This window comes from Thalassospira sp. ABD4_177 (assembly GCF_056160125.1).
The window spans coordinates 1-25,248 of the sequence record NZ_JBSWWO010000004.1 but is presented as its reverse complement, the minus strand read 5'-3'; the positions used below and the strand labels follow the sequence as shown (position 1 = coordinate 25,248).

Genomic DNA, 25,248 nt, shown 5'->3' with positions numbered 1-25,248 from the left:
AGGTCGTTTCTTGTTGCTGCTCTGTCATGCCCTATGAAATAGCGCAATCTCGGGCGGTCTGAAACCGGATATTTCGCCAATCGCTCAAACGGCCTGGATACTACCCGCTCCGGTTCTCACCACACCATTTCAAAACGTTCTCGGCATCCCTCGCGGGGTCATCGACAGGATAGAAAACCTTGGTGATCTTGCCATCATCAATGACCATGGTCAGACGCTTGAACAGCCTCATGCCCCCGGCTTCGAAATCCGGCATAGCCATGGCTTCCTTGAAACGATGGTCGGCGTCTGACAGCAACGGAAATGGGAGATGAAGGCGCTCGGCCGCTTCTTTCTGGTAATCAGTAGTCTGGCTTGAAAGCCCGAACAGGTTTTCGACACCAACCCCGCGCAATTCGGCGGCATGATCGCGAAACGAGCAGGATTGCGGCGTACAGCCCTTGGCACCGGGAATCTCATCCCAGCCTTCCGGCGACGGCACACCGGGCTCGGCCGTACGTGGATAGGCATAGACAACTGTACACCCCGACAGGCTTGATAAATCAACCGTGCTGTCATTAGTAGCGTTCAACGGTAGTGCTGGAACAATCTGCCCCGTTAACCGCTCAACCACATGCGCATCACTCTCGCCATCCATCCGAATTCCTCCAATAACAAGCTAATTTGTTTATAGCCTTTACCAGTAAAAGGATGTGGTAGCGTGTCACAATGAGAGAAGAAGCACAGTTGCATATACGCAGCTAGCCACATTCTGCGTCATAGTATCAAAACAACCAATAGCTTTAAATCCGGCTAAGCGAGACTCTCCAAGAGCGTGCGACAACCTTGAGTGGACGGTACTGCCCAACTACGCATGACAATTCGCCAGACCCAATCAAGGATATTATTTAATTCATATTAAATCAATTTTAGGTTACAATGGTACCCTATATAAGATGACTATTGTTAGATATCCATTCTTATTTTTAGAGAGACGACATGAACACCCAAAACATGCTTATTGTAACTCTCGTATTAATGGCTGTCATCTCTCCGCCATGGGCTGGCAGTGCTCAAACTGCATTGAACAACCCTAGTTCATATAACTTCGGCTACGACGGTGTTCAAACTGAACTCGACGATGTAAGAATTTCGTCTGAATTGCTTGAGCTATCTGGGCTAAACTCTGAGCTGGAGAGTTTCCCCGAGGCAACATTTTTCATCCCAAAAGATAGCGTTTGGGAGGATATACCTAGCGATACAATTGCTGAATTGACTGCACCTCAGAATGAAGAACAATTGAGGGAACTGTTTTCCTGCCAAATCTTCAGCAACGACGAACTTGCGAACGCATTTGCCTTCACCTCCCAACAAGTCTCCAATTCTTACCCTTTGACGGCTCTGGGTGGATGTACTGTATATGCAGAGTGGCATGATGATAGCATGAGAATCACGAATGAACAGGGCATCAGTATTGGTGAATTAAACACTAACTACGATTCTATGTTCCCGGAAAATCCGCAATATTTTGAATACCGCAGCACGACTAGTGAAGACTGGACACTAACTGTAAATGCTACGGGAAATAATTTCATCTCAATGGCTGCAAGTTCGTCAATCGTCTTGCCACCAAATTTCGAAAAACTGAAGGCATCTAGAATTTTCGCCGGCCCAACTCAATACCCTCCGACCCAATTTGAAGCGTATGGAATTGTTGCTTTCTCAAACAAAGCTTCAAATGACGACCAGCTTGAACGGCACCAAATGATTTGCTCGGCCTACATCAATAGCCTTACTCACTCAGCCGATCTCCTAGCACCGAAGAACCAGCAAATGGTCACCGTTTGGCCAGTCAAAGACGACGAACTTGCCGATAAACTACGAAATTACCAAGACGACAAGGTTTGTATAGACGCTGTCGCAAACTATAACTTCGTCGCGGCACGGCGTGCAATTAACTCCGCAAAAAGAGCAGGTGCCGACATTGATGGTATTGGGCCGTTTCTTATCGCCTGGTCGCCTACAGGCTCTACACGCTCAAAAATAATCGCCTTAGACTTGAAGAATGTAATTAATTTAATGCAAGCAGATCAAGTGATGCACAAGTGGGAATCGGATATAGAACAATCACCGAAATTTTGGCGCAATGGTAGCGATTTTGAGACGACGCGTTTGAGTATTCAACAATGGGTCGACAAAACCGCCTCAGCCTTACAACTGGAAGCTATCTTCGTTAATGGAGCAGAATAATGTCCTTAATTAAAGAGTGCTTCAAGTTGTCAGGTATTGGATCTATTGCAGGCTTTCTAGTTGGACTACTAGCCATAGCAGTTATAGATCCCACAACGCCTTCTGGTGCAATATTCTTGATCATAATGGGGATGCTACTTGGTGCAGCGCTCGGTGCCATTGCCAAACTAATATTTTTCAGAAAAGTTACAACTAAACAATCCCCTCGTCCGCCGCAATAAGCGCCAAACCATACGCGACCGACAGGAACGGCTGGCCGATTTCGATGCGGTCCTTGCCAAAGCGGTCTTCGAACAGTTTGCGCACCGCAGGGACATAGGATGTGCCGCCGGTCATGAAGACGCGCGAGACGTCGCTTGCGTCAATACCGGCCTGATCAAGGCAGTTCTTGGCGGCCAGTTCGATTTCGGCCATGTCGGGGGCGATTGCTGCTTCGAAATCAGCACGCGTCAGTTTTTCTTCGATCTCCACCCCGCCGTGGGAGAATTGCAGCATGGTGCTGTCATTTTCAGAAAGCTCTGCCTTGGCCTTGGACACCGTCTGATAAAGGTGGAAGCCCATTTCATCTTCGATGATGGTCACCAGATCCTCAATATCGTCGGGTTTGGTGGCGGACCTGATCAGGCTTTTGATTTCATTGATGGTTTTGGGCTGGTTCATCATCGCCAGTTCGTGCCAGCGCGAGAACGCCGTGTAGTATTGCCGTGGAACCGGCAGGGTCGCCCCCATCGATTTGTATTCCGATCCAAAACCAAGGCGCGGCCAGACGGCCTTCTGGATGATGCGGTAATCAAACCGATCACCGGCAACACCAAGACCGGTGTGGGCGAGCGGCTGCACACCGCGAATACCAAGCCCCGGCGTGAAGCGGATCAGCGAAAAGTCACTGGTACCGCCGCCAAAGTCGGCAACCAGAACGGTTTCGGGTTTGTCCAGTTCGCGGCCGTAGTAATAGGACGCGGCCAACGGCTCAAACACCATGGCCTCGACATCGAAGCCGGCCTGCTCATAAGCCCCGCGCAGGCGCATCTCGGCAAAGTCATTGTCCGGGTTGTTGCCGGCAAAGGCGACCGGACGCCCCGAGATCACCCGATGCCCCAGCCAGCCCAAGCTGGGCTGCGCAAAATGATGGATCTGTGTCAAGAACGTCCCAATCAGGTCTTCGATGGAATAGCTGGTCCCGAAGATATCGGTGCCTTCAAAATCCTTGGCCGCGAGATAGGACTTCATCGACTGAATGAGGCGACAGTCATGACTTTCCTTAAGGTATTCCTCAATCGCGAACGGGCCCGAGCAGCTTTTGGTATGGATCGGCGCGCCGGGCGCTGTCAGGTCCTGATCTTCCCAGAAATACAGGATGGTGCGATAGGTATCAAAGCTGTTCGCACCGACTTCGAACTTCGCCGATTGCACATTGCCTGCGCTGTCTGCCACCGCAAGGACAGAGTTCGTCGTTCCGAAATCAAGGGCGATAATTTCCGACATCAGGTAGGCTCCGGCGTTAGGTGTTCGTCATAGGGGGCGGAGGATGTACCCCAGTCCTTAGTCCCCTGCAAGCGATTAAACGAAAAAAGGGAGCGCTGTGCACTCCCTTCTTCAAATCCTGCGATAAGCAGAACTTATTTGTACCAGATCTTGCGGCTGAAATCGTGTACGGCGCGGACATAGCGCACGGTACCCGACTGGGAGCGCATGACGATGCTTTCGGTTTCCGCACCGTTGGCGAAGCGGCGCACACCGCGCAGCATCGCACCATCGGTCACACCGGTTGCCGCGAACATGACATTGCCCTTGGCAAGTTCGGTCAGTTTGTATTTACGGGTCAGGTCTTCGATGCCCCATTTTTTTGCACGTGCGATTTCATCGTCGTTGCGGAAAACAAGACGGCCCTGGAACTGACCACCGATGCAACGCAGCGCTGCTGCGGCCAGAACACCTTCCGGTGCGCCACCAGTCCCCATGTAAAGATCAATGCCCGAGGTTTTCTGTGAAGTCGCAATCACACCAGCCACATCGCCATCACCGATCAGCATGATGCGTGCACCGGCTTCGCGGGTTTTGGCAATGATGTCCTGGTGGCGCGGGCGATCCAGGATGCAAACGACCAGATCCGCCACATCGCAGCCCTTGGCTTTGGCAAGGCTTTTAAGGTTCTCGGCCGGGCTGGCATCAAGGTCAACCACATCATCGGGAAGACCACCACCAACGGCGATCTTGTCCATATAGGTATCCGGCGCGTTCAGGAAGCCACCCTTTTCGGCCATGGCAACCACGGCCAAAGAGTTCGGGCCACCGGTCGCGCAGATGGTCGTGCCTTCAAGCGGATCAAGCGCAATGTCGATTTCCGGACCGTCGCCCGAGCCAACTTCTTCGCCAATAAACAGCATCGGGGCTTCGTCACGTTCGCCTTCGCCGATTACGACCGTGCCTTTGATGTCCATGCTGTTAAGCGCATTGCGCATCGCGTCAACGGCGGCCTGGTCGGCTGCCTTTTCGTCGCCGCGTCCCATCAGGCCAGAGCACGCAAGTGCCGCTGCCTCGGTTACGCGAACCGTTTCAAGCGCAAGATTTCGATCCATATTGTCTTCCTCGTCGTGTGATGCGGGGTCTGGGGCCCCGTCTCGTTGTTGTCTTTTTCCGGCTCTGGGACCGGACCTTACAACAGCGCCCCGCATCTTGACAGGTGCGAGGCGCTTTGAGCTTTAAACTTTTAAGATGCGAAGCTTTCAATCCGCATCAGAACCGGCGGCTGTGAATTGCTTTCAAACGCCGCAATATCATTTACCGCACCCGACATGGCAGCCTCGGTGGTTTCGTGGGCCACGATCACAACCGGCACCACACCGCCTTCGGTCTCAGCCCGGCCATGCTGGATCATGGAAGCCATCGAAACCCCGTGCTTGGCAAGGGTCGCAGTGACCTCGGCCATGACACCCGGGCGATCCCAAACCATCAGGCGCAGGTAATAGGCACCACTATGTTTTTCGAGCGAGGCACGCACGTTCTTTTTAAGACGATCCGCTGGAACGCCAAAGACCGGCGCAGCGCGACCAGCAGCGATATCAACGATATCGGCAACCACCGCCGATGCAGTCGGACGTTCGCCCGCCCCACGGCCCTGCAGCACCACCGGCCCGACATAATCACCTTCAAGCGCGACCGCGTTAAACACGCCTTCGACCTTGGAAATCTGGGTCGCACGATCGACCATGACCGGGGATACGCGCTGTTCAATGCCTTCAGACGTCTGTTTGGCAATGCCCAGCAGCTTGATGCGATAGCCAAGCTCTTCGGCAAGCTGGATATCAAGCGCCGAAACGCTGCGGATGCCCTCAACCGCGACCGCGTCAAAGTCGACTTCAACGCCAAAGGCGACACTTGCCAGGATCGCAAGCTTGTGCGCGGCATCAATGCCATCAACGTCAAAGGTCGGATCGGCTTCGGCATAGCCAAGTTTCTGCGCCTCTGCCAGAACGTCTGCAAAATCACGCCCCTGTTCACGCATGGTGGTCAGGATAAAGTTACAGGTCCCGTTCAGAATACCGGTCACGCGCGAAATTTCGTTGCCTGCCAAACCTTCACGCAGCGCCTTGACCACCGGGATACCCCCGGCAACCGCCGCCTCATAAGCGATGGTGACATTGTTGGCATCAGCGATCTGGGCCAGTTCCGCGCCCTTAAGCGCGATCAGCGCCTTGTTGGCGGTGACAACATGCTTGCCGTTTTCAAGCGCGGCCTTGCAGGTGTCATAGGCAATGCCATCCGATCCGCCGATCAGTTCGACAAGGATGTCGATATCCTTGTCCGCGGCAAGATCACGGGCATCGTCATACCAAGTGAGCCCTTCTGTCGAAAAACCACGGTCCCGAGTTCGATCACGCGCCGATACCGCTGTAACGACGATCTGGCGACCCGAACGGTCGGTCAGAATGTCGCGATGTTCACTCAGCAGTTTAACGGTTCCGGCACCGACCGTACCCAGGCCTGCCACACCGATTTTGACGACGTCTTTCACGATAACTCCTTGTCGCGTGGTTGCACTCTTGGTTTCAGCCGTGATCCAAAAAAGATCACAGAGCCCTGATAGCAGAACGCCCGGGACATGTCCCAGGCGAAACACAAGAATGCTTTATGAGATATCAGACGGATTTCTTCAACAGTTCACGTGCAGATTCTGCATCCGGGCACTTGGCAAAGAACTGTTTGATGTTGCGGTTGGCCTGCCGGATACGGTGTTTGTTTTCCACCAGCGCAATTCGCACATGGCGATCGCCATACTCGCCAAAGCCAAGCCCCGGTGCGACAGCAACACCTGCTTCCTGTAAAAGAAGCTTGGAGAAATCAAGCGACCCGAGCTCGGCAAAGGCATCGGGGATCGGCGCCCAGGCAAACATGGTTGCCGCCGGGCTTGGAATTTCCCAACCCGCACTTTGCGCCCCGTCGATAAAGATATCGCGACGTTCGCGGTACAGATTGCGGAATTCCTCTACACAATCCTGCGGTCCGTTCAGGGCTGCGGTTGCTGCCACCTGAACCGGGGTGAATGCGCCGTAATCAAGGTATGACTTGATCCGGGTCAGCGCGTTGATCAGCTTTTTATTGCCGGTGGCAAACCCGATACGCCAGCCCGCCATCGAATAGGTTTTCGATAGCGAATAAAACTCAACGGCGATATCCTTTGCCCCCTTGCATTGCAGGATCGAGGGCGGCGGATTACCATCAAAATATATCTCGGAATAGGCAATATCAGACAGCACATAGATTTCATGCTTGCGGCAGAAATCGACGACTTCCTGATAAAACGCCAGATCAACTACGAGGGCGGTCGGGTTGGCCGGGAAGTTCAACACCACCGCACTTGGTTTCGGGACCGAGTGTTTCACCGCACGGTGAAGCTGCTCCATGAAGCTTACGGTATTGAATGTGCCCTGATCGTCATGGCCAATCGGAATATGGCGCAATGCGGCCCCGGCAATGATGAAGCCGAATGCATGGATCGGATAGGACGGGTTGGGCACCAAAAAGATATCGCCGGGGCTTGTGATTGCGGCAGCGAGGTTGGCAAGACCTTCCTTGGAGCCGAGCGTAACCACGGTTTCGGTTTCCGGATCAATATCCACCCCAAAGCGACGGTCATAATAGGCCGCCAGTGCCTTGCGCAGCCCCGGAATGCCGCGCGACATCGAATAGCCATGGGTGCGCGGGTTCTGCACCGTTTCCACCAGCTTGTCGACGATATGCTGCGGTGTAGCCGGGTCCGGATTGCCCATGCCAAAATCGATAATGTCTTCCCCCGCTCGACGTGCCGCCGCCTTCATCGCATTTACTTCTGCGAATACATAAGGCGGAAGACGTTTTATGCGATGGAAGTCCTGAGACATTATCCTGTTTCCTCGTCAGAATGCCAAAATTCGAATTTTATGCGAAAAGCATATCCTCGATCTCTCAAAAATTGCGTTTAGGCGCGATATTCAGGCCCTTAATAGCGTACAATTCGAAGGATGTACCGTTTCTTGAAATCGGACACAACGAATTAATGCGCGGAAAATACGCATAAATGCGATTTGCGGCAGGGACAGGTCGGATTGAGGGCACAAACCCGACCATTTGCGCACACACACACGGCCCAAAACGCAAAAACGCGGAAGGATTTCTCCCTCCGCGTTTTGCTGTTGTGCTCTGAAACTATCTGATCGGCGTGATCAGTAATCCAGATAAATCTCGACACGGCGGTTGCCGGCTTCACCCGCCGGGACGCCTTCATAGTAGCGCGGATCGGCAGAACCATCCGCACCGACAAAGATCGCATTCGGGCTGACACCCAGCGACAACAGGCGCGAAACCACGGCCGATGCCCGGCCTTCGGAGACGCGACGGTTGACCGCCATATGCTGTTCAAGCGACATGTTGCCGGTCCGCATCGAGGCATGACCAATCACGCGGATAAAGCCGCTGGTCTGCTGCCAGGTTGCAGCCACCTGCTCAAGCACATTGTAATCAGCACCACCAAGTTTGGTCGAACCATGTCCAAACTGGATCTGGGCAATCTGAACTTCATTGACCGCCGGGCCGACCTGATCGATCGACCGCACACCAAGGCGTGCTGCCAGTGCATCGTTGGTCGCAGTCATGTCAACCGAGCCGGAGTCGCCATACATCGGCTCCGAACCACCGAACTGGCTTTCATCGACGATCACGGCACCATTGTCGGAATACATGGAATAATCAAATTCCTGTGCCGGGGCCGATGCCGGTTCATTGGCGAACACACCCTGCCCTTCGGCCAGACGGCGCTGATACTGATCCATCACCGGATCACCGGACGGGGTTACAGTGGTACCCTCTGGACCCTGGGCGGCCTCATAGGCGGCAAGCTGCTGCGCACGTGCATCACCCTCGGCGGCTGCCGGCGCGGCTGGCGGAGCTTCCGGTGTCGGAACCGGGCCGCTTGCAGCTGATTTGGCATTCCACTCATCGGCAATCGAAGAACCACTTGGCGCCGATGTTACCGCACTGGTGGTCGCGGCCGAACTTTCGGCACTGGCCATCGAACTGCTGGTCACCGGCGTGGTCGGAGCCGGGTTAATCGCAGGTTCGGAGACCGGAACTTCCGGCGCTTCCTGCAAGGCGTTTACCGGCGGGCTGCTCTGACGGCGGCCGCTTTGTTCATACTGGGCATTCTGGCGGTCGGCTGCCAGTCCGGCGACCAGTGCATCGCGTTCTGCATCACCGGTGACAACCGGTTTTGCCGGGGTGTCTGAAAGGCTGGGATAATCGCCGTCTTCGCCGGGAATGGCTTCGTCGGATTTGACAGCGGCTTCTTCGTCTTCGCCATCAAACATGTCACCGACGGACTTGCCCCACTCGATCGGGTTGACCGCATCAGGAACAGAAGAACAGGCGCCAAGTGTTAGCACCACAGCCAAGGCAGAGCCGGTCTGCAGCAATGCCCGCAGCTTCCCCCTTGCAGTCTCCTGCCACGACCCCTGCCCGGTCGTCGATTTCAGAACGCCCATTTGTTTTCGCTGCTCCAAATTCAGTTGGACGACGTTTGCTGCAAAAATATTCCGCAAAAACGTCACCTTATAATTCTTGTACTACCCCTAAACGACGCGCTAGGCTAAGGCCATGATAAGCTTGGGATCAAGCAAAGTTTCAACCCGGAGCGTCAATCGGATACCCGGAACATAGAACGTCAAAAGTCTTGCGATATTGCAAAGACGCCAAAACGTTCTGAAGTTACGAAGTATCCTGCGGCGGTATCATAAGGGAATGCCCCATGAGCGATCAACAGGCCATCGAAACTGAAAACAAGCATCCGGATCCCGAAAAGCTCTCTGCAGCAATGGCAGAAATTGCCGAAAGAAGTCAACGACTTGTCTCTGACTTCCTTGCAAAACAGGCAGAAGACCCGGAAATCTCGGACCCGGACCCACTCAATATCGGCTCTGCCTTTGCCGAATTGACCTCCCACATGATGCAAAACCCGGTCAAGCTGGTCGAAGCCCAGATGGAACTGTGGCAGCAATATTATACGCTGTGGCACAACACGACCCTGCGCATGTTGGGCGAAGAAGCCGAACCGGTTGTCTCCCCGCAAAAGGGTGATCGTCGATTCCGTGACGAGGCATGGGAAAACAACGAACTGTTTGATTTCATCAAGCAGTCATATTTGCTGTCCTCGCAATGGATGCAAAACGTTGTTCATGATGTCGATGGTCTCGATGACAAAACCGCCCAGAAGGTCGAATTTTATACCCGCCAGTTCGTTGATGCGATTTCGCCGACCAACTTCCTGATGACCAACCCGGAAGTGCTGCGGACCACGATTGAGTCCGGCGGTGAAAACCTGCTTAAAGGTTTGCAGAACCTTCTTGGCGATCTTGAGCGCGGCAAGGGCAAGCTTCAAATCCGCATGACCGATCTTGATGCCTTCAAGGTTGGCGAAAACGTCGCCACCACCGAAGGATCAGTTGTCGGCAGAACCCCCTTGATGGAGCTTCTGCAATACAAGCCCAGCACCGACAAGGTCGCCAAGCGCCCACTGATGATCGTCCCGCCGTGGATCAACAAATACTACATTCTTGATCTGCGACCGGAAAACTCCTTCATCAAATGGGCGGTCGATCAGGGCCACACCGTGTTTGTTCTGTCCTGGGTCAACCCGGACAGCAAACTGGCCGAAAAGTCGTTCGAAGATTATGCAAAGGAAGGCATCCTTGCCGCACTCGACATGATCGAAAAGGCAACCGGCGAGAAGGATGTCAACGCAATCGGCTATTGCCTTGGCGGCACCCTGCTGAGTTCCACACTGGCCTATATGGCAAAGGTCGGGGATGACCGTGTCAAATCCGCCACCTTCCTGACGACACTGACCGACTTTGAAAAACCGGGCGAGCTTTCTGTGTTTGTTGATGATGAACAGATCGAAAGCCTGGAACGCAACATGTCCAAGGAAGGCTATCTTGATGGCCGCGACATGGCGATGTCGTTTAACATGCTGCGCGCCAATGACCTGATCTGGTCGTTTGTCGTCTCCAACTACATGCTGGGCAAGGATCCGTTCCCGTTTGATTTGCTGTATTGGAATTCCGATTCCACACGCATGCCAAAGGCGATGCACAGCTTCTATCTGCGCAACATGTATAACAAGAACCTGCTGCGCGAGCCGGGCGGCATCACCATGTTTGGCGAGCCGATTGATCTGCGCGATATCAAGATCCCGGTCTATTTCCTGTCCACCCGCGAAGACCATATCGCACCGTGGCAGGCAACCTATGCCGGTACCCAGCTGATGTCGGGTCAGGTGAAATTCGTCCTGTCGGCATCAGGTCATATCGCCGGTGTGGTCAATCCACCAGCGGCCAAGAAATATTGCTATTGGACCTATAACCGCAACCCGACCAATCCGGATGACTGGATGGCCAAAGCCGCCCAGCATGACGGTTCCTGGTGGACCGACTGGCAAAACTGGGTCAGCCGCCGGGCGGGGGGTAAGGTCGACGCCCGCAAACCGGGCGATGGCAAACTCAAGGTGCTTGGCCCGGCCCCAGGCGAGTATGTCAAAGTCACGCTCAGCTGATTTTTGATGCCGACGTCATTTGAATGCGGCCTGTCATTCTGTGGCAGGCCGTTTTTTTTAATCAAAACATGCAGGTCCCGACAGCAACGGGACCGCCAAGGGAAACAACAAGATGACACAGACAATCGGTTTTTTGGGTGCGGGCCGCATGGCAGCTGCCATGATCAAACGCCTGCTTTCACAGGGCTATGCGATCAAGGTCTGGAACAGAAGCCCGGCAAAGACGGAGCCACTTGTCGCCCTGGGGGCCACCGCCTGCGCCAGCCCGGCGGAAGCGGCCCAAAACTGCGATATTGTTGTTTCCTTCATGGCCGATGACCAAGCCGCCGAAGCTGTCTGGCTGGCGGATGACGGTGCACTGGCCGCGATGGATAAGGGTGCTCTTGCCATTGAATGCTCCACGCTTTCGCATGCCTTTGTGCTCGAACTATCCCAAAAGATCGAAGCGGCCGGTTGCCGATATATCGATGCCCCCGTCGTCGGCGTTCCGGCCGATGTCGAAGCCGGCAATACCATTTTCCTGGTTGGTGCTGACAATGACGGTCTCGAACGCGCCCGCTCGCTGATGAATGCCACCGGCAAGAAAATCGTGCATTTCGGTCCGGTTGGTGCGGGCACGGTTTACAAATTGATGCACAACCTTCTGGGTGCGGTTCACATTGCCGCAGCCGCCGAACTGGTCGCCGTTGCCAAAAAGGCCGGACTGGATGGCAACAAGGTCGCAGAGACCTTTGCAATTGGCGCCAATGCAAGCCCGACCGGCCTTATGGTCATGCCCGGCCTGATTAGCGGTAACCACAATGAAGGCATTCATTTCACCACCGGATTGCGCAGCAAGGATGCCAGCTACGCAATGAAACTGGCGGATGAATACGGCCTCACTGTCCCGGTCGGTCAGGCCGCCCATACTGTATTTGAAAACGCAACCAAAGAAGGTTTGGGTGATCTCGCACAAAGTGCCGTGATCGAAACGCTCAAGGATTAGTAAGGCTACTCGTCCTTGCTTGCAGTTTCCTGCTCCGCCAGCAATGGCTCGTAACGTTCATCGGTCAGCGTTTTGAGGAAGGCAACAATCGCCTTGATGCGCTGAGCATCAAGGGCATCGCCCTGCTCAAGCTCTTCAAGCGAAATGGTGTCCGCCACCTCCGGATCGCCCCACGGCTCCCCGGTTTCCGGGTTGGTCTGATTGATCTCGGCCTTGCTGTTATATTTGTTATAGAACCTGACCACGGTTTCCAGATCGGCAAAGACGCCGTTATGCATGTAAGGCCCTGTCACCGCGACATTGCGCAGTGACGGGGTTTTGTATTTGCCGCGATAGGCCGGGTCTTCAATGGCGGCGTTATCAAGCAACCCGTTATCGGTAAATGCCACGTCTTTTTTATTGGCATTGCGTGTCGCAACGTTGCGCGGAACGCCGATATTGTGGAACTCGTAATTGGTAAAGGTCTCGCCCTCTGCTGTCGGACTGGTTTTCAGCATGTGACAGGTATTGCAGTTGGTGAATTGCTGCGAAAAGAACAGAACGCGTCCCAGTTCTTCCTGCGGCGTCATCTTGTATTCGCCGCGCAGGAACCGGTCATATTTGCTGTCAAACGGTGCGAATTGTTCGTCTTCCTCGAACGCGGCAATTGCCTTGGTCATCGCCGCATAGGCCTGATCGGGATCCGACCAGACATCATCGCCAAACAATGCCTTGAAGCCCGCAACGTAATCGTCGTCTTCGCGCAAACGCTCTACCACACTCGCCTTGTCCGGCATGCCCATTTCAATCGGGTTAAGCGGCGGGCCACCAGCCTGCTCAGCCAAATCCATCGCCCGCCCGTCCCAGAACTGCCCACCAACCGCAACACCGTCTTCACGCACATGGAACGGCGGGGAGAATTTGGCATAGGCGGCGGTCGGCGCATTGCGATCGCCAAGGCTTTTGCCGTCATCCCCCAATGAAAATGCCCCGCTTGCAACATCCACCCGCGGATCCCGAAACGCCAATGACGGATCATGGCAGGTCGCGCATGACATGGTGCGATTGGCCGACAGGTTGGTATCGAAATAAAGCGCCTCGCCAAGCTGTGCCTTGTTGGCAAACGGAGACTCGGAATCTGATACAGCAGCGATTTCCGATACGTTGGCTTTCGCCGTCTCATTCGCATGCGCAAGGCGCTGCAACATTACCGATGCGTCTTCCGCCAAGGCAGGACTGCCGGCACCCGCCCCCAAAAGGGCGGCAAGAGTTGCAAAACGCATGAAGGAACGGGCGGTGAATGGCATCGGAAATACTTCAATCTGGTCGTGTTCTGGCAAGGATCGCGAAGTTACTTTAATCGCGAACGCTATGCATTTACACCCACACAGTTGCGCTTCGCCTTGATAAAAGTCAATGGCAAGCTGGCCTGCGCCAATTGTATCTAATCCGGATCAATCCCCTGATTGCCATACATCGCGCGATATTCATCGGTTTGGGTTTCTTTCCGGATCGCATCACTAATCTTGTGCGCCAGTTCCGGGGCAATGGTCTTGGCCGAAAACATCAAACGCACCGGCTCCCGCCCCAGAATAAAGGGATGTTCTTCAACGGTGTGGCCATAGCCAAGCTCTTCTGCCTGCGCGATATAGGCGGCCGGAATTCCCAGCAACAAGTCCACCCGATTGGCCAACAGCAACTGCAGTCCATGTGGCCCGACCGAGACATCACTGACATGCTTGGCACCTTCGGGGCTGTTTTTGAAATCCTCAAACGCCTGCCCGCGATAGGCACTGCGGACATGCCCGATCACAAGGTCCTGGGCAATGACATCCTCAAGACTGCCAAGGCCAATGCGTCCGGCATCGCCATTGCGAACCACAAAACCGATTACGTCATTGCGATAAGGTACGGAAAACAGACCATATTTTGCCCGCTCCTCGGTATAGGAGGCAGAGGGCAGAATATCGACTTCTCCGTGCTCGACCGCATAAAGCGACCGCTTCCAAGGCAAAAACACAAAGTGGATGTCACAGCCGACCGATTTCATGGCTTTGGCAATAAAGACATTGTCGATGCCAACGGCAACGCCGTTTTCATCCTTCATGCTAAACGGGCTGTAACTTTCCGATGCACGAATGGTCAGCGGTCGCGAACAGTCACTGATCGGCTTTGCCTGCCCTGCTTGCACTCCCCCAAGCAACAGAACAAACATCACAACCATGCAAGGCAGTACCCGCCATGCAGTCATTTGATTAACCCCACATCCAGTTCGTCATCAGCGCCCCTGGTTATGTTGCATTTGTCGCATTTTTCCTTGGTGCGTCTGATATGCCTTATACGTCCGACAGGACATTTTTCCCTTTATCCATATGATGATGCCCGAAAACGCCCCCGTGTAAAAGAGGCCTCGGGCATCACGGCAGGCAAATTATTTTTGATGGGTTTTGCTTGGATCTTACGCCAGATCTTCGGGGATCGATTTGACATATTCCTGCGCAAGATCGGCGTAACGATCCGCCGACACCTTGAAGAACTCGATTTCTTCCTGCGTCAGATCACGGACCTTACGCGCCGGCACGCCAGCCCAAAGTTCCCCCGCCGGAATACGTTTACCAGGTGCCAGAAGCGCATTGGCACCCAGCATACCGCCCTGCTCGATGACGCAGCCATCCATGACGGTTGCCCCCATGCCAACAAAGCTTCGATCTTCAAGCGTGCAGGCATGAATGATCGCCGAATGGCCAATGGTGACGTCATCGCCGATATAGGTACCGAACTTGCCCTTGGCGACGTGCACCATCGTCAGGTCCTGGATATTGGTGCGCGATCCGATGCGAATTTCATGGACATCGCCACGAATGACACAGCCAAACCAGATCCCGGTCTCCGCCCCGATCTCGACATCGCCAATGATGGTCGCATTGGGCGCGATAAACGCGGTTTCATCAATGGTGGGCTTAACCCCGCGATAGGACAAACGCATGATGATGGGACCTTTCAAATTCAACAGTTCCGGGACGCATTCCCGGCGCCAGAAGACGCCGTGCATCTTGATTTTCAAGTTTAAGTACTAACATGTCAAAAAGGAAACCCATCAAGAAGAAAGATGCTCATGCCCTCTCCCGCCAAGGCACGCATCCCTTTCAAACACTTGAAACCCTGCTGGCTGTCATGTGTTACAGCAGCAATTCTTTTCTCTGGCCTTTTCCTTGTTCCGCCCGGCGCGCGTGGTCATACACTTGATATCGCGCACGATCATGCGCGGAGCACCTTGCGCGTGACATTTTCCATATGGGAACCGTTCGCCATCGAAGGCCCCAATGGCAAACAGCACGGCATTGACCGCGCCATCATGACAGAAGTCGCCAAACGGCTTGACCTTGAACTTGAATCACAGCCCTGCCCGTGGCGGCGCTGTTTGAAGATGCTTGAAAACGGCGATATCGATATCATGACCAGCATCGCCTATACGCCGGAGCGTGCCGAGTACGCCCGCTACATCAAACCACCCTATAGCCGTGTCACACCGGTTTTTTACTATAATCGCAAAAATCCGGTATCGATTTCCCACTATAGCGACCTGAACGGCCTGACGGTGGGGGCCGTGGTTGATTCGCACTATTTCGAACCGTTCGACAGCGATGAGCGCCTTGAAAAGGTTGAAGCCAACAGCGAGGTTCTTTTGCTCAGAATGCTGGCGGCCCAACGGGTTGACGTCACTGTCGGCTCTGACGCCAATGCAGATTATCAGATCCGGCGCGCCGGTCTTGGCAACATCATCGCCAAGGCCCCCTATCGCACCAGCAACCGCAACGACACCCATCTTGTGGTATCGCGTCGTTCACAAATGATGACCCGACTGGATCAGATCAGCCAGATCATGACCGACCTCCACGCCGAGGGTTTTATTGCCCGCGTCCATCAGGAATACTGGCCGGCAGCTGATCTCATAGATATCACCCCATCGGACGAGCTTAACTAGAAATCGTGTTGAGCCGGCAGGCCTTGGGCACAAAAAAGACGCCATTACAAAATGGCGTCCTTATTGAATTCTGTTTTAACCGGCTGTTACGGGAACAGCGGCTCGATCTCAAGGCCCATGGTTTCGGGCAGGCCGAGCATGACATTCATGTTCTGAACCGCCTGACCGGATGCGCCTTTGACGAGGTTGTCTTCAACCGCAACAATGATCACACGGCCCGGCACACGGTCCTTGACCACGCCCATCAGGACATAGTTCGACCCGCGCACATGGCGGGTTTGTGGCGTCACACCGAATGGCAGGATGCGGACGAACGGCTCATCGGCAAAACGCTTTTCAAGGGCGGCTTGGATATCCTCAGGCGTCGTGCCGTCGGTCATTTTGACATAGATGCTCTCAAGGATACCGCGGCTCATCGGCATCAGATGCGGGGAAAAGTTCACCACAACATCATTGCCACTCGCCCAGGCAAGGCCCTGCTCGATCTCGGGTGCATGACGATGCCCGCCGGTGCCATAGGCATGAATGCCCTCGGTCACTTCGGCAAACAGGGTCATTTCCTTGGGCGAACGGCCAGCACCGGTGACACCGGATTTGGCATCAATGATGATGTCATCTGAATGCACCATCTTGCCTTCAAGAAGCGGTGCCAGGGCAAGCTGCACCGGGGTCGGATAGCAGCCCGGATTGGCAACCACGCGGGCCGACTTGATCTTTTCACGGTGCAGTTCGGTCAGGCCATAGGCCACTTCCTTCTGCAGGTCCTGTGCCGCGTGTTCCGCGCCATACCATTCCTTGTAGGTTGCCGGATCAAACAGGCGGAAGTCTGCCGACAGATCCACGACCTTTACATGTTCGGGCAGACCGGCAATAACTTCCTGGGTCGTGCCATGCGGCAGTGCGCAGAAAATCAGATCTACGGTCGACCAGTCAGCGTCTTCGATCTTGATCATGGTCGGCAGATCAATATGGGCAAGATGCGGGAAGACTTCCCCAAACGGACGTCCGGCGCGTCGGTCTGCGGTCAACAGGGTGATTTCCGAAGCTGGATGATGCGCAAGAATGCGAAGCAGTTCCGCCCCGGTATAGCCACTGGCACCGAGAATTCCGACTTTGACCTTAACGTCACTCATATCAAATCTTGCTCCGAGTTAGGCACCCGCAAATTGGCGGGTATTGATAACGCGCGGATGTTGGCAAACAAGCCCCCGAGATGCAAGCAATTAGGCGGCAAATATCCCTGATAATCTGCAACATTCCCATGCGCTTTGCTCATGCGCACAGATCACCCTCGCCTATTTCTTGCGTGCACGACGCACGGTGTCGGGACAGGCGCGCGCATCTTCGGGCAAAACGGTATAGAACTTCTCGATCTTCTCATATCCCGTGGGGGCGGCCACCGGATAGCTTGCCAAATATCGGCTGTCTGACAGGCCAAAGTCACTGGCCTTCAAGCCAGATCGTTGCAACCACATGCGGCGATGGGCATCTGATAAAACCACATCCGGGTCATCGACCAGAAAAATCGCATCGCGCGCCAACCGGTCATTATATTTATGGTGGGTTGGCAACCAGGCGGCCAGTTGTTTGCGAAGTTCGCCCGGGCTTGGCACATTGCGCGTTCGGGTGGCGAACTTCGTCATGCGATCAACAAGCGGACCGATATCGCCTGGCGGCACGGATCCATGGGTGGCGCGGTCGATGAAAAAGGCCAGATCAATCTCGGTCGGATCGCGCTTTATCACCGGCTTTATGGCGTTGTACAATTTGAAAAATCGCGCTATTTTACCGCCATCGGCATTGGCGGCGTCATAGACCCGATGGTACGCGTCCTGCACTTCCGGCCGCGCGCCATAGGCAGAAAACCGCTGTTCAAATGCCTTACGTTTCGCGTCATCGACCCAGATCGCACAGAGCACATCAAAGGCCGCATCGTTATTACCAAGCGCCAGACGATGCATGTCTTCGGTAAACGGGCCAAACACGTTTTGCAGCAATCCGGGATTGGCCCACTCGGCGGCAAACAGGATCTGCTGAATTTCCGCCCCTGCCCCGGCAGTGGCGCCACGTGGTCCCCATGTCAAATAGGCGCGCGGATCATTTGTATGGCAATAGGGATCACCTTCTAGAAAGGTCTTGCCGCTACGCGGATTTTTCGACTGACAGAAATTGAACTGAATGACGTCATAGTCCGTGCCTTCCAGCGCAAAGGTCAGATGGTTGGCCCGTGTGATCGTATCAGGTGGCGGGAACTGGGCTGGCATCAACACCCGCCAGAGCCCCACGGTGATTGCCCCGTAACTCTCGGCTCCCACAGCCGCGCGCACCGACGCATTCAAACACGGCTGCAGATCAATGATCGCCTGACGCGTCTTCGCCCCGACAATCCCGTCCGGCGTGCCATAGCTGCTGGCAGACTTACCCGAACAATTCCCCGCCCGCGCAAAAAGCCGCTCCTGAAACACGGCCACCGCCCCATAACGCCCCAACGTCAGTACGCGGTTTTCAAAACGATAGAGAACCTGTGACAGGTTTTGCGCGACCGCAGGTGGGCTCAGCGCAATCACCGAGACGCAGGCAAGCACGAACCAGCCACACACAAAACCCGCAACAGGTCTTAGGCGCGTGCGTGGCTGGGTCATTTCATTTGCCTTAGTGCATGAATTCCAGAAGCGGTTTGGTGAAGTCGACCTGGGGATATTTGATGATGCTGTTCAGGGCCCGGCGCTGCTGCGCCTTTTGCCGGATCGGGTCGGCAATCAGGTCGCTTACTGCATCGACCAATCCGTCATACGGGACATCGACGACCCCTTTGCGGAACCGATCCTCGATAACTGTTTCCGGGTTGATCTCGGCCACAACGGCCTTGGCGTTGGTCAAAAGATAGGACACCCGCACGATCTCGAAAATCTGGCTCTCATAGTAATGGTGGTTCAGGATCACCTTTGATCGTGCAATCCACTGATCGCGTTCCTTGCCATAAACGCCCATCAGCACCTTAAGATTAAGCCCACGCGCCTCGATCTCGTTAAAAATTGCGCGTCGACGTTCGTTGACCGAACCATAAAACAGAACATCAACATCCTGCTCAACGGTAATGTCGATGCGCTGTAGCTCTTTCTGATAGCCGATCGGCAGATAGCGCACATTTTCCACGCCAAGGGCCTTGATAACCTCGATATTCGCCGGGCTGTAATCCCAGATTTCCAGACCTGACTGGAACCAGCCTGTCAACTGCCCGCGCCAGGCCTCACCAACACCGGTCAGCTGTTCGGTATTAAGGATAACCGATCCTTCCGGCACCGCGCGCAACGCCGAAACATCAAGCAAATGCGCCCCGACGATGATATTGACGGCCCCTTGCACAAACTGATTGGTCTGAATTTGTGCCGGATGCCCGGCTTCCTGGATCGAATACATCAAAAGCTCCGCCAGCTCGGCAAACGCCATCGAATGGATGTAACCGGTCGGCTGGACGATGCAGATGTTATAGGTAGTAGGATGGGTCATAAAAGAGTTTCCGCTGGTCGGAAGAGTTTATTTATTGGATGCCACGGCGTAAATCTCGCCAGCAATATCGGGATAGCGCTCTCCAAGCTTCATAAAGGCCTCGAGCATTTCCGGGGTCCAGTTCGCTTCAATTTGGCTGTTGGCGACTGGCTTCATCCAATAACCACCAAAATAATCGATGTTATATCCCGACTGATAGAACGCCTGACGGAAACTTTCCGGATTAAAAACGCGACGATGACCGTGATGTTTATCAAGTTCGTTTAACTCGTCCTCAGCCTGCAAGAGTCCCATAATGACTCCAGCCTGACGGTGAAGGGACCGTGCATTCGGGACAGCGGCAAACAAAATGCCGCTCGGCGCAAGGAACTTCTTTGCAACCTCGAGGATCTGAACCGGATCATCTACATGTTCAAGGACGTGACCCAAAACGATGTTCTCAAATTTGCGATCAGTCTCAAAGTCCTCAAAAAGGGACGTAATGACCTCTACAGACGGGTATTTTTCTTTCAAACGCTGGCTGAAGAATTCTGATCCATCCACACAAACAACTTCTTGACCAAGGTCAACCAGATGCCCAGTCATCAAACCTTCAGCCGGTCCCATTTCAAGAATACTGCCCGGCAACACAAACCTTCGAAATACCTCGAACTCATAGTGGATTGTCGCAGCGTTTGCGCCCTTGTCGTAGAGGGAGTTATTTGCGATGTGCTCAAGTCTGCTTTTTTCCTCGGCATCCATGGTGTATCTCCTCTGATGCGCTTAACTAGTGATCATTTATCCAAAGCGGGTCGCGAAAATAGCGTCTCTAACTTCATGTAAATTGCCATGTACATTTGCTATTCCCTGATCGGAAAGAAACGTCGCTGAACGTTGCCCTGTAGAAACCGCGTAAAAAGGTATTTCAGCCCTTTTGGCCGCATTGAAATCTGTTTCACTATCGCCAATAAAACAGGCAAAGTCGTGACTGGACAGGATACCAGCCTTCTGATCGATCGCAGTAAAAGGCGACACACACTCAATACAATCGAAGCACCTGCGGATCCCGAGGCGCAAAAGTTGCTGCAAAAGCAAATATCTGTTTTGCCGTGCAGTAAGCAAAATCAGTTTATTACCGCTTATTCTAAAACTCTCTAGTGCAGATACTGTATCGAGAAAAAGTGTATCGAGACTTAACCAAAATGGTGTCTCGACATTCTGAAGCCATGCGCGAGCGATATTGGCTGCTTTTGCTTCACTTATCCCGACCTCCTGTAAGGCCGTCTGCGTCGACAGGCCTTCACGCTTCCTGCGCCATATCGCACTGCAATCCAGTTCTATGTCAAAGCTTCTTGCTATCGCTCGCAAAAGTGTCATCTGTCGCTGGCGCGCAGTTATAAGGGTACCATCAAGATCGAATGCAAAAATCATCGACGATGTACCATTACGAACTCGGCATATTGCCTGGTGACAATGAACTCTTCGTTTTCCTCGATTTGCCGAACAAATCGGCTGTAATCCTGCTTCGTTCGGCACGCAAATGCCGCAGCCAGCACATCAAATCCTGCACTACATGTGATTGCTGTTCCAGCACCGGACCTTACATTCAGGTCCGTTATCACCCATCCGCCTTGACCCTTCATCGCCTGGAAACAGATTGTGCCACGCTGCTGCAATCCCTTGCCGATTTTCCTGGCGATCTCTGCAAGTTCTGGATCAAGGAATACCCGCGCCTTAGTGCACACACCAGACTTCGTTTCAATCCGCTCACGGCAATACGCAAATGACACGTCTGCCTTCGCATCGTAAAAACTATCGACTGTAACCTCGGGCCCTTCGCAGACTTCCTGAACAATCAGACTTTCAAGCTCTGAGCTCGAAAGTGCACCTAGCTCAGCAACAGAGACTTTGCGCGCGCCTTTGCTCCCAAATCCGTTGCGTGGTTTAACAAAACACGCTGTATCTAAATTCGATTGCGAGAGGTCGACGCTTTCCGGGGTCGACACATCGATGCTGTTGAGAAACTGATCGGCAAAGTCTTTATCTGTACATTTGGCGTATAGCTCTGAACTCCAGATATCCAGATTTCCAAAAGCCAAATCACCAATTATATTTTGCGCGACAAGGTGCTCTTCATTCAATATCGGGACATACACATCGATGTCTTCAGACGTCAAAATACTGCGTATGCAATGCTCGTATTCAGGGCTATTCGCTAGAGGAACTTGAATAAATGCATCAGAGAGAAGCGACGTCGTTACTAACTCTGGTGGATTGATATCCACAGAGATAATTCGAACTTCATCACCCCAAACCGCCCGAATTCTGCTTGCAATAGCAAATGACGTGCCTGTCCCGGCTGCGCCGAGAAGAATCGCCGTCATGTCCCGACCTCCGTCAAACTTCCGCACAACGTTGATATTTGTTGTTACACCGAACCTTAGAATTAATCGTTAAGTTTTTGCCTTTGCTATTGAAAGCGCCATACTGGTACAAATAAAGTCGCAACCGAACGCAACCGGGGCCCCGATCCAGGATGAGTATTCATAACTGCAAGATCATTGAATTGCCTAAAATCTCGAATGCGCAAGGAAACCTGACATTCATTGAGGGCAATAATCATATCCCGTTTGATATTCAGCGCGTCTATTACCTCTATGATGTTCCCGGCGGCGCAACACGAGGCGGCCACGCCCACAAAGATTTGCATCAGCTGATCGTAGCCATGTCAGGAAGCTTTGACATATTGATCGACGACGGCACCGAGAAACAACGCTTTCACTTAAACCGCTCTTATCAGGGTCTCTACATTTGCCCCATGATCTGGCGCGAACTGGATAACTTTTCCTCTGGCTCGGTATGCATGGTTTTAGCTTCCAATCGTTACGACGAAGAAGACTACCACAGAGACTATCAGACCTATTTGCAAGCACGGGGAACCGCTCAATGAGCGTACCCTTTCTTGATCCACGCCAAACATATCTGGAACTTCAAACAGAACTGGATGATGCATACCAACACGTAATGCAGTCAGGGTCATACATCCTCGGTGAAACAGTTTCCAATTTTGAAAGCAACTTCGCCCAATACTGCGAAACATCCCATTGTTTTGGGGTCGCCAACGGACTGGACGCATTGACCCTGATTCTTCAGGGCTTTGATATTGGCCCCGGTGATGAAGTTATTGTTCCTTCGCATACATTCATGGCCACCTGGCTTGCGGTATCGAACGTTGGGGCGAAGCCGATCCCCGTTGAAGTCCACGAACGCACCTACAATTTGGACCCCGACCGTGTTGAGTCTGCGATAACCAGTAAAACAAAGGCCATCATTCCGGTTCACCTTTATGGTCAACCAGCGGACATGACGCCAATCCTGGAAGTTGCGGCGCATCATGGTATCCGCGTCATCGAAGATGCCGCACAAGCGCATGGTGCAAAATACAAAGAACGTAAGGTCGGCTCAATCGGTGACGCCGCAGCATGGAGTTTTTATCCGGGCAAGAATCTTGGTGCCTTTGGTGATGCTGGCGCCATCACAACAAACAATGACGCCCTTGCCGATAGGGTACTGATGCTCAGAAACTATGGGTCGAGGGAGAAATATCGCCATGAAATCCTTGGACACAATAGCCGCCTAGACCCTCTTCAGGCAGCCTTTCTGAACGTCAAGCTCCGCTATATTGACAAGTGGAACAGTTACCGCAGAGAACTGGCAAACCGTTATGTCAGTGAATTGAAACAATCATCACTGGTTCTTCCGTTCACGCCGGATTGGGCGCAAAGCGTTTGGCACTTGTTTGTCATAAGGCACCAGAACCGTAACGCACTTCAAAAACATCTGGATGCACTGGGTATCGGCACCCTAATCCACTACCCAATTCCGCCTCACAAACAACCCGCATACTCAGACAGAGCGTTTGACGCCTACAATCTATCACAAACCGAGACCTTTGCTGAGCAAGTACTGAGCCTGCCCATCGGTCCGCACCTGTCGACAGAACAGTGTGATCTGGTAACTTCGGCAATCCGTGAATTTGTCGGATAAACCCAGATCCGATAACAACCTATGCTTGGGAGAAAACAGCGGTGACGTCAGATCAAAAACATCAGCTGGTCAAAAAAATTGATGGCACGTTGATGCAAGCGATGCTCGCGTCAACAGATACATCCCAACTACTTAATATTGCCCAGCAATACGGTCACTTTCACTGGTTTAACCTGACAGACCGTTGGGAAAACAAGGCTGTAGAAAACCATATTTTCAAACTCGCACTGCCTCATCTCAAAGACTTGGCGCGCGCCGAAAACCCGACAATGATTACTCACGTCATATCCGAAGGGCATGACACAGGCGGGCACACACCGCTATGCCTGAATATCGTGAAGGAACAAAAGTCCCGAGGCCGGGAAGTGGAGCTCTTCATAACCAAGAGAGCAACACCAAAAGTCATTGACGAGATAAAACAATCCGGGGTTATGCTTAAATCTTTTCCAGACAACGGACTTCCGCAACTGCTTGAACTCTCGAAACAATTCCTGCAAAGCAAAGCTGTCGTCTTGCATATCAACCCCGATGACATCGTCGCTACGTTAGCCGCAATGCTCGCGGAACAAAATGGAATTCCATGCTTTTTTGTTAACCACGCCAACATCCACTTTAGCTATGGGCCTGCGCAGTGTTCAGCGGTTCTTGAGGTAACAGCTGCCAGCTGGCTTTCCACTGCGAAGTACCGCTCACCAAAGTCCCAGTCTTTTCTCGGTATTCCCGCAGCATCCATTGACAGAACAGCCCTAAGCGCACTGAATCTAGGCGACCTGAAACCCGACACCCCATACTTTGTTTCTGTCGGCACCCGAAACAAATACCGACTGAATAGCGACACCCAATTTATCGATTTTGTCGAGTTCCTGTGTGGAAAAAAGAAGCAAAAACTGCTTATTGTCGGCCCTGGCGATGCGCCCTCTTTTCAAAAGCTATCCGACGCGGCACGTGGAAACCTGTCAGTCCTTGGACCAACAGACCGCCAAACGACGCTTGCCCTCATGGCAAACGCAACCGCGTATATTGATAGCTTCCCCGAAGGTGGCGGCTCTTCCGTCGTAAACGCGATGAGCCTCGGACTACCCATTTTCGGGCACCGAATAAGCGAAGGCATGTATGGAGACGAATTTCTCTCTCCATCGATGGAAGACCTGTTTGAGCGCGTTTCTCATTTCATAGAAAACGGCCCAGACACTGCAGCCGTCCAGGAACGGTCAGACTTCATACGTGACCATATGTCAATCGAGGCCTGTGTTGACCGATTGGAGAGCACGATTAGTGGCGAAAACTGCCCTATTCCGTTCGACTATAGCAAGTTTGACATGGATCTCGATTTCCATCACCGGGCCTGGTCGCAAACTGATAACCTGATCGTTCCACCGATCATAAAAATCAACAAGACTTAGCGCTACAAATTGCGTGCGGATCGTTATATTTCCCCGCACTTGAGATGAA

22 protein-coding genes and 1 pseudogene are annotated in these 25,248 nt (G+C 53.3%); 8 read left to right on the top strand and 15 right to left on the bottom strand.

Annotated elements, in window-relative coordinates; all coding sequences use genetic code 11:
* Window positions 1-100: 100 nt before the first annotated feature.
* On the bottom strand, window positions 101-637 hold the full coding sequence (locus ACXAF0_RS18040) for a peroxiredoxin (protein WP_475347218.1): 537 nt from the start codon (window positions 635-637) through the stop codon (window positions 101-103).
* A 341-nt stretch (window positions 638-978) separates the two neighbouring features.
* On the opposite strand from ACXAF0_RS18040, the gene ACXAF0_RS18035 reads away from it, so the two are divergent.
* Window positions 979-2,229, top strand: a complete 1,251-nt coding sequence (locus tag ACXAF0_RS18035; protein ID WP_475347217.1) for a fasciclin domain-containing protein — start codon at window positions 979-981, stop codon at window positions 2,227-2,229.
* Between the two features lie 192 nt (window positions 2,230-2,421).
* On the opposite strand, the gene ACXAF0_RS18030 is transcribed toward ACXAF0_RS18035, so the two are convergent.
* The 5 genes from ACXAF0_RS18030 to ACXAF0_RS18010 form a co-directional block, all read right to left on the bottom strand.
* Complete coding sequence (locus ACXAF0_RS18030; RefSeq protein WP_475347216.1) at window positions 2,422-3,714, bottom strand: Hsp70 family protein; 1,293 nt, start codon at window positions 3,712-3,714, stop codon at window positions 2,422-2,424.
* Between the two features lie 134 nt (window positions 3,715-3,848).
* On the bottom strand, window positions 3,849-4,808 hold the full coding sequence (gene glpX, locus ACXAF0_RS18025; RefSeq protein WP_475347215.1) for a class II fructose-bisphosphatase: 960 nt from the start codon (window positions 4,806-4,808) through the stop codon (window positions 3,849-3,851).
* A gap of 131 nt (window positions 4,809-4,939) precedes the next feature.
* Complete coding sequence (locus tag ACXAF0_RS18020; RefSeq protein ID WP_475347214.1) at window positions 4,940-6,244, bottom strand: homoserine dehydrogenase; 1,305 nt, start codon at window positions 6,242-6,244, stop codon at window positions 4,940-4,942.
* Window positions 6,245-6,368: 124 nt separating this feature from the next.
* Window positions 6,369-7,610: an LL-diaminopimelate aminotransferase gene (locus ACXAF0_RS18015; protein WP_475347213.1), complete on the bottom strand. Its 1,242-nt coding sequence runs from the start codon at window positions 7,608-7,610 to the stop codon at window positions 6,369-6,371.
* A gap of 321 nt (window positions 7,611-7,931) precedes the next feature.
* Window positions 7,932-9,245: an OmpA family protein gene (locus ACXAF0_RS18010; protein WP_475347212.1), complete on the bottom strand. Its 1,314-nt coding sequence runs from the start codon at window positions 9,243-9,245 to the stop codon at window positions 7,932-7,934.
* A 263-nt stretch (window positions 9,246-9,508) separates the two neighbouring features.
* Between ACXAF0_RS18010 and ACXAF0_RS18005 the strand changes: the two genes are divergently transcribed.
* From ACXAF0_RS18005 to ACXAF0_RS17995, 3 genes and pseudogenes are all read left to right on the top strand, one after another.
* Window positions 9,509-11,311, top strand: coding sequence for a PHA/PHB synthase family protein (locus tag ACXAF0_RS18005; RefSeq protein ID WP_475347211.1), 1,803 nt, complete (start codon window positions 9,509-9,511; stop codon window positions 11,309-11,311).
* 109 nt (window positions 11,312-11,420) lie between these two features.
* A pseudogene (locus ACXAF0_RS18000) lies at window positions 11,421-11,900 on the top strand (NAD(P)-dependent oxidoreductase); the annotation flags it as partial.
* Entirely contained in the window at window positions 11,877-12,296 is a 420-nt protein-coding gene (locus ACXAF0_RS17995; RefSeq protein ID WP_475347302.1) for an NAD-binding protein, read from the top strand. The pseudogene ACXAF0_RS18000 and the gene ACXAF0_RS17995, both read left to right, overlap by 24 nt.
* 5 nt (window positions 12,297-12,301) lie before the next feature.
* On the opposite strand, the gene ACXAF0_RS17990 is transcribed toward ACXAF0_RS17995, so the two are convergent.
* The 3 genes from ACXAF0_RS17990 to ACXAF0_RS17980 all read right to left on the bottom strand — a co-directional run bounded on the left by ACXAF0_RS17990 (window position 12,302) and on the right by ACXAF0_RS17980 (window position 15,261).
* Entirely contained in the window at window positions 12,302-13,582 is a 1,281-nt protein-coding gene (locus ACXAF0_RS17990) for a cytochrome-c peroxidase (RefSeq protein ID WP_475347210.1), read from the bottom strand.
* Window positions 13,583-13,719: 137 nt separating this feature from the next.
* Window positions 13,720-14,499: a substrate-binding periplasmic protein gene (locus ACXAF0_RS17985; protein ID WP_475347209.1), complete on the bottom strand. Its 780-nt coding sequence runs from the start codon at window positions 14,497-14,499 to the stop codon at window positions 13,720-13,722.
* A 234-nt stretch (window positions 14,500-14,733) separates the two neighbouring features.
* The gene (locus ACXAF0_RS17980) at window positions 14,734-15,261 is read right to left on the bottom strand and encodes a gamma carbonic anhydrase family protein (RefSeq protein ID WP_083952754.1); all 528 of its coding nucleotides are present in this window, start codon (window positions 15,259-15,261) and stop codon (window positions 14,734-14,736) included.
* Between the two features lie 294 nt (window positions 15,262-15,555).
* On the opposite strand from ACXAF0_RS17980, the gene ACXAF0_RS17975 reads away from it, so the two are divergent.
* A complete protein-coding gene (locus tag ACXAF0_RS17975) occupies window positions 15,556-16,260 on the top strand; it encodes a substrate-binding periplasmic protein (protein WP_475347208.1) in 705 nt (234 codons plus the stop codon).
* Between the two features lie 86 nt (window positions 16,261-16,346).
* Here ACXAF0_RS17975 and argC read toward each other — a convergent pair whose 3' ends face one another.
* From argC to ACXAF0_RS17945, 6 genes are all read right to left on the bottom strand, one after another.
* Complete coding sequence (gene argC, locus ACXAF0_RS17970; RefSeq protein ID WP_475347207.1) at window positions 16,347-17,393, bottom strand: N-acetyl-gamma-glutamyl-phosphate reductase; 1,047 nt, start codon at window positions 17,391-17,393, stop codon at window positions 16,347-16,349.
* 162 nt (window positions 17,394-17,555) lie between these two features.
* Window positions 17,556-18,902, bottom strand: a complete 1,347-nt coding sequence (locus tag ACXAF0_RS17965) for a hypothetical protein (protein ID WP_475347206.1) — start codon at window positions 18,900-18,902, stop codon at window positions 17,556-17,558.
* Between the two features lie 10 nt (window positions 18,903-18,912).
* Entirely contained in the window at window positions 18,913-19,770 is an 858-nt protein-coding gene (locus ACXAF0_RS17960) for a hypothetical protein (RefSeq protein ID WP_475347205.1), read from the bottom strand.
* 27 nt (window positions 19,771-19,797) lie between these two features.
* The gene (locus tag ACXAF0_RS17955) at window positions 19,798-20,511 is read right to left on the bottom strand and encodes a class I SAM-dependent methyltransferase (protein WP_475347204.1); all 714 of its coding nucleotides are present in this window, start codon (window positions 20,509-20,511) and stop codon (window positions 19,798-19,800) included.
* Window positions 20,512-20,547: 36 nt separating this feature from the next.
* A complete protein-coding gene (locus ACXAF0_RS17950) occupies window positions 20,548-21,180 on the bottom strand; it encodes an HAD family hydrolase (protein WP_475347203.1) in 633 nt (210 codons plus the stop codon).
* A complete protein-coding gene (locus ACXAF0_RS17945) occupies window positions 21,177-22,133 on the bottom strand; it encodes an ATP-grasp domain-containing protein (RefSeq protein WP_475347202.1) in 957 nt (318 codons plus the stop codon). Before ACXAF0_RS17945 ends, ACXAF0_RS17950 begins: the two co-directional genes overlap by 4 nt.
* 152 nt (window positions 22,134-22,285) lie before the next feature.
* Between ACXAF0_RS17945 and ACXAF0_RS17940 the strand changes: the two genes are divergently transcribed.
* The 3 genes from ACXAF0_RS17940 to ACXAF0_RS17930 are packed head-to-tail and all read left to right on the top strand — an operon-like array spanning window position 22,286 to window position 25,199.
* Window positions 22,286-22,699: a sugar 3,4-ketoisomerase gene (locus ACXAF0_RS17940; RefSeq protein WP_475347201.1), complete on the top strand. Its 414-nt coding sequence runs from the start codon at window positions 22,286-22,288 to the stop codon at window positions 22,697-22,699.
* Window positions 22,696-23,796 carry a DegT/DnrJ/EryC1/StrS family aminotransferase gene (locus tag ACXAF0_RS17935; protein ID WP_475347200.1) on the top strand — a complete coding sequence of 367 codons (1,101 nt, stop codon included), beginning with the start codon at window positions 22,696-22,698 and terminating at the stop codon, window positions 23,794-23,796. Before ACXAF0_RS17940 ends, ACXAF0_RS17935 begins: the two co-directional genes overlap by 4 nt.
* A 41-nt stretch (window positions 23,797-23,837) precedes the next feature.
* Window positions 23,838-25,199, top strand: coding sequence for a glycosyltransferase family protein (locus tag ACXAF0_RS17930; RefSeq protein ID WP_475347199.1), 1,362 nt, complete (start codon window positions 23,838-23,840; stop codon window positions 25,197-25,199).
* Window positions 25,200-25,248: the final 49 nt, after the last annotated feature.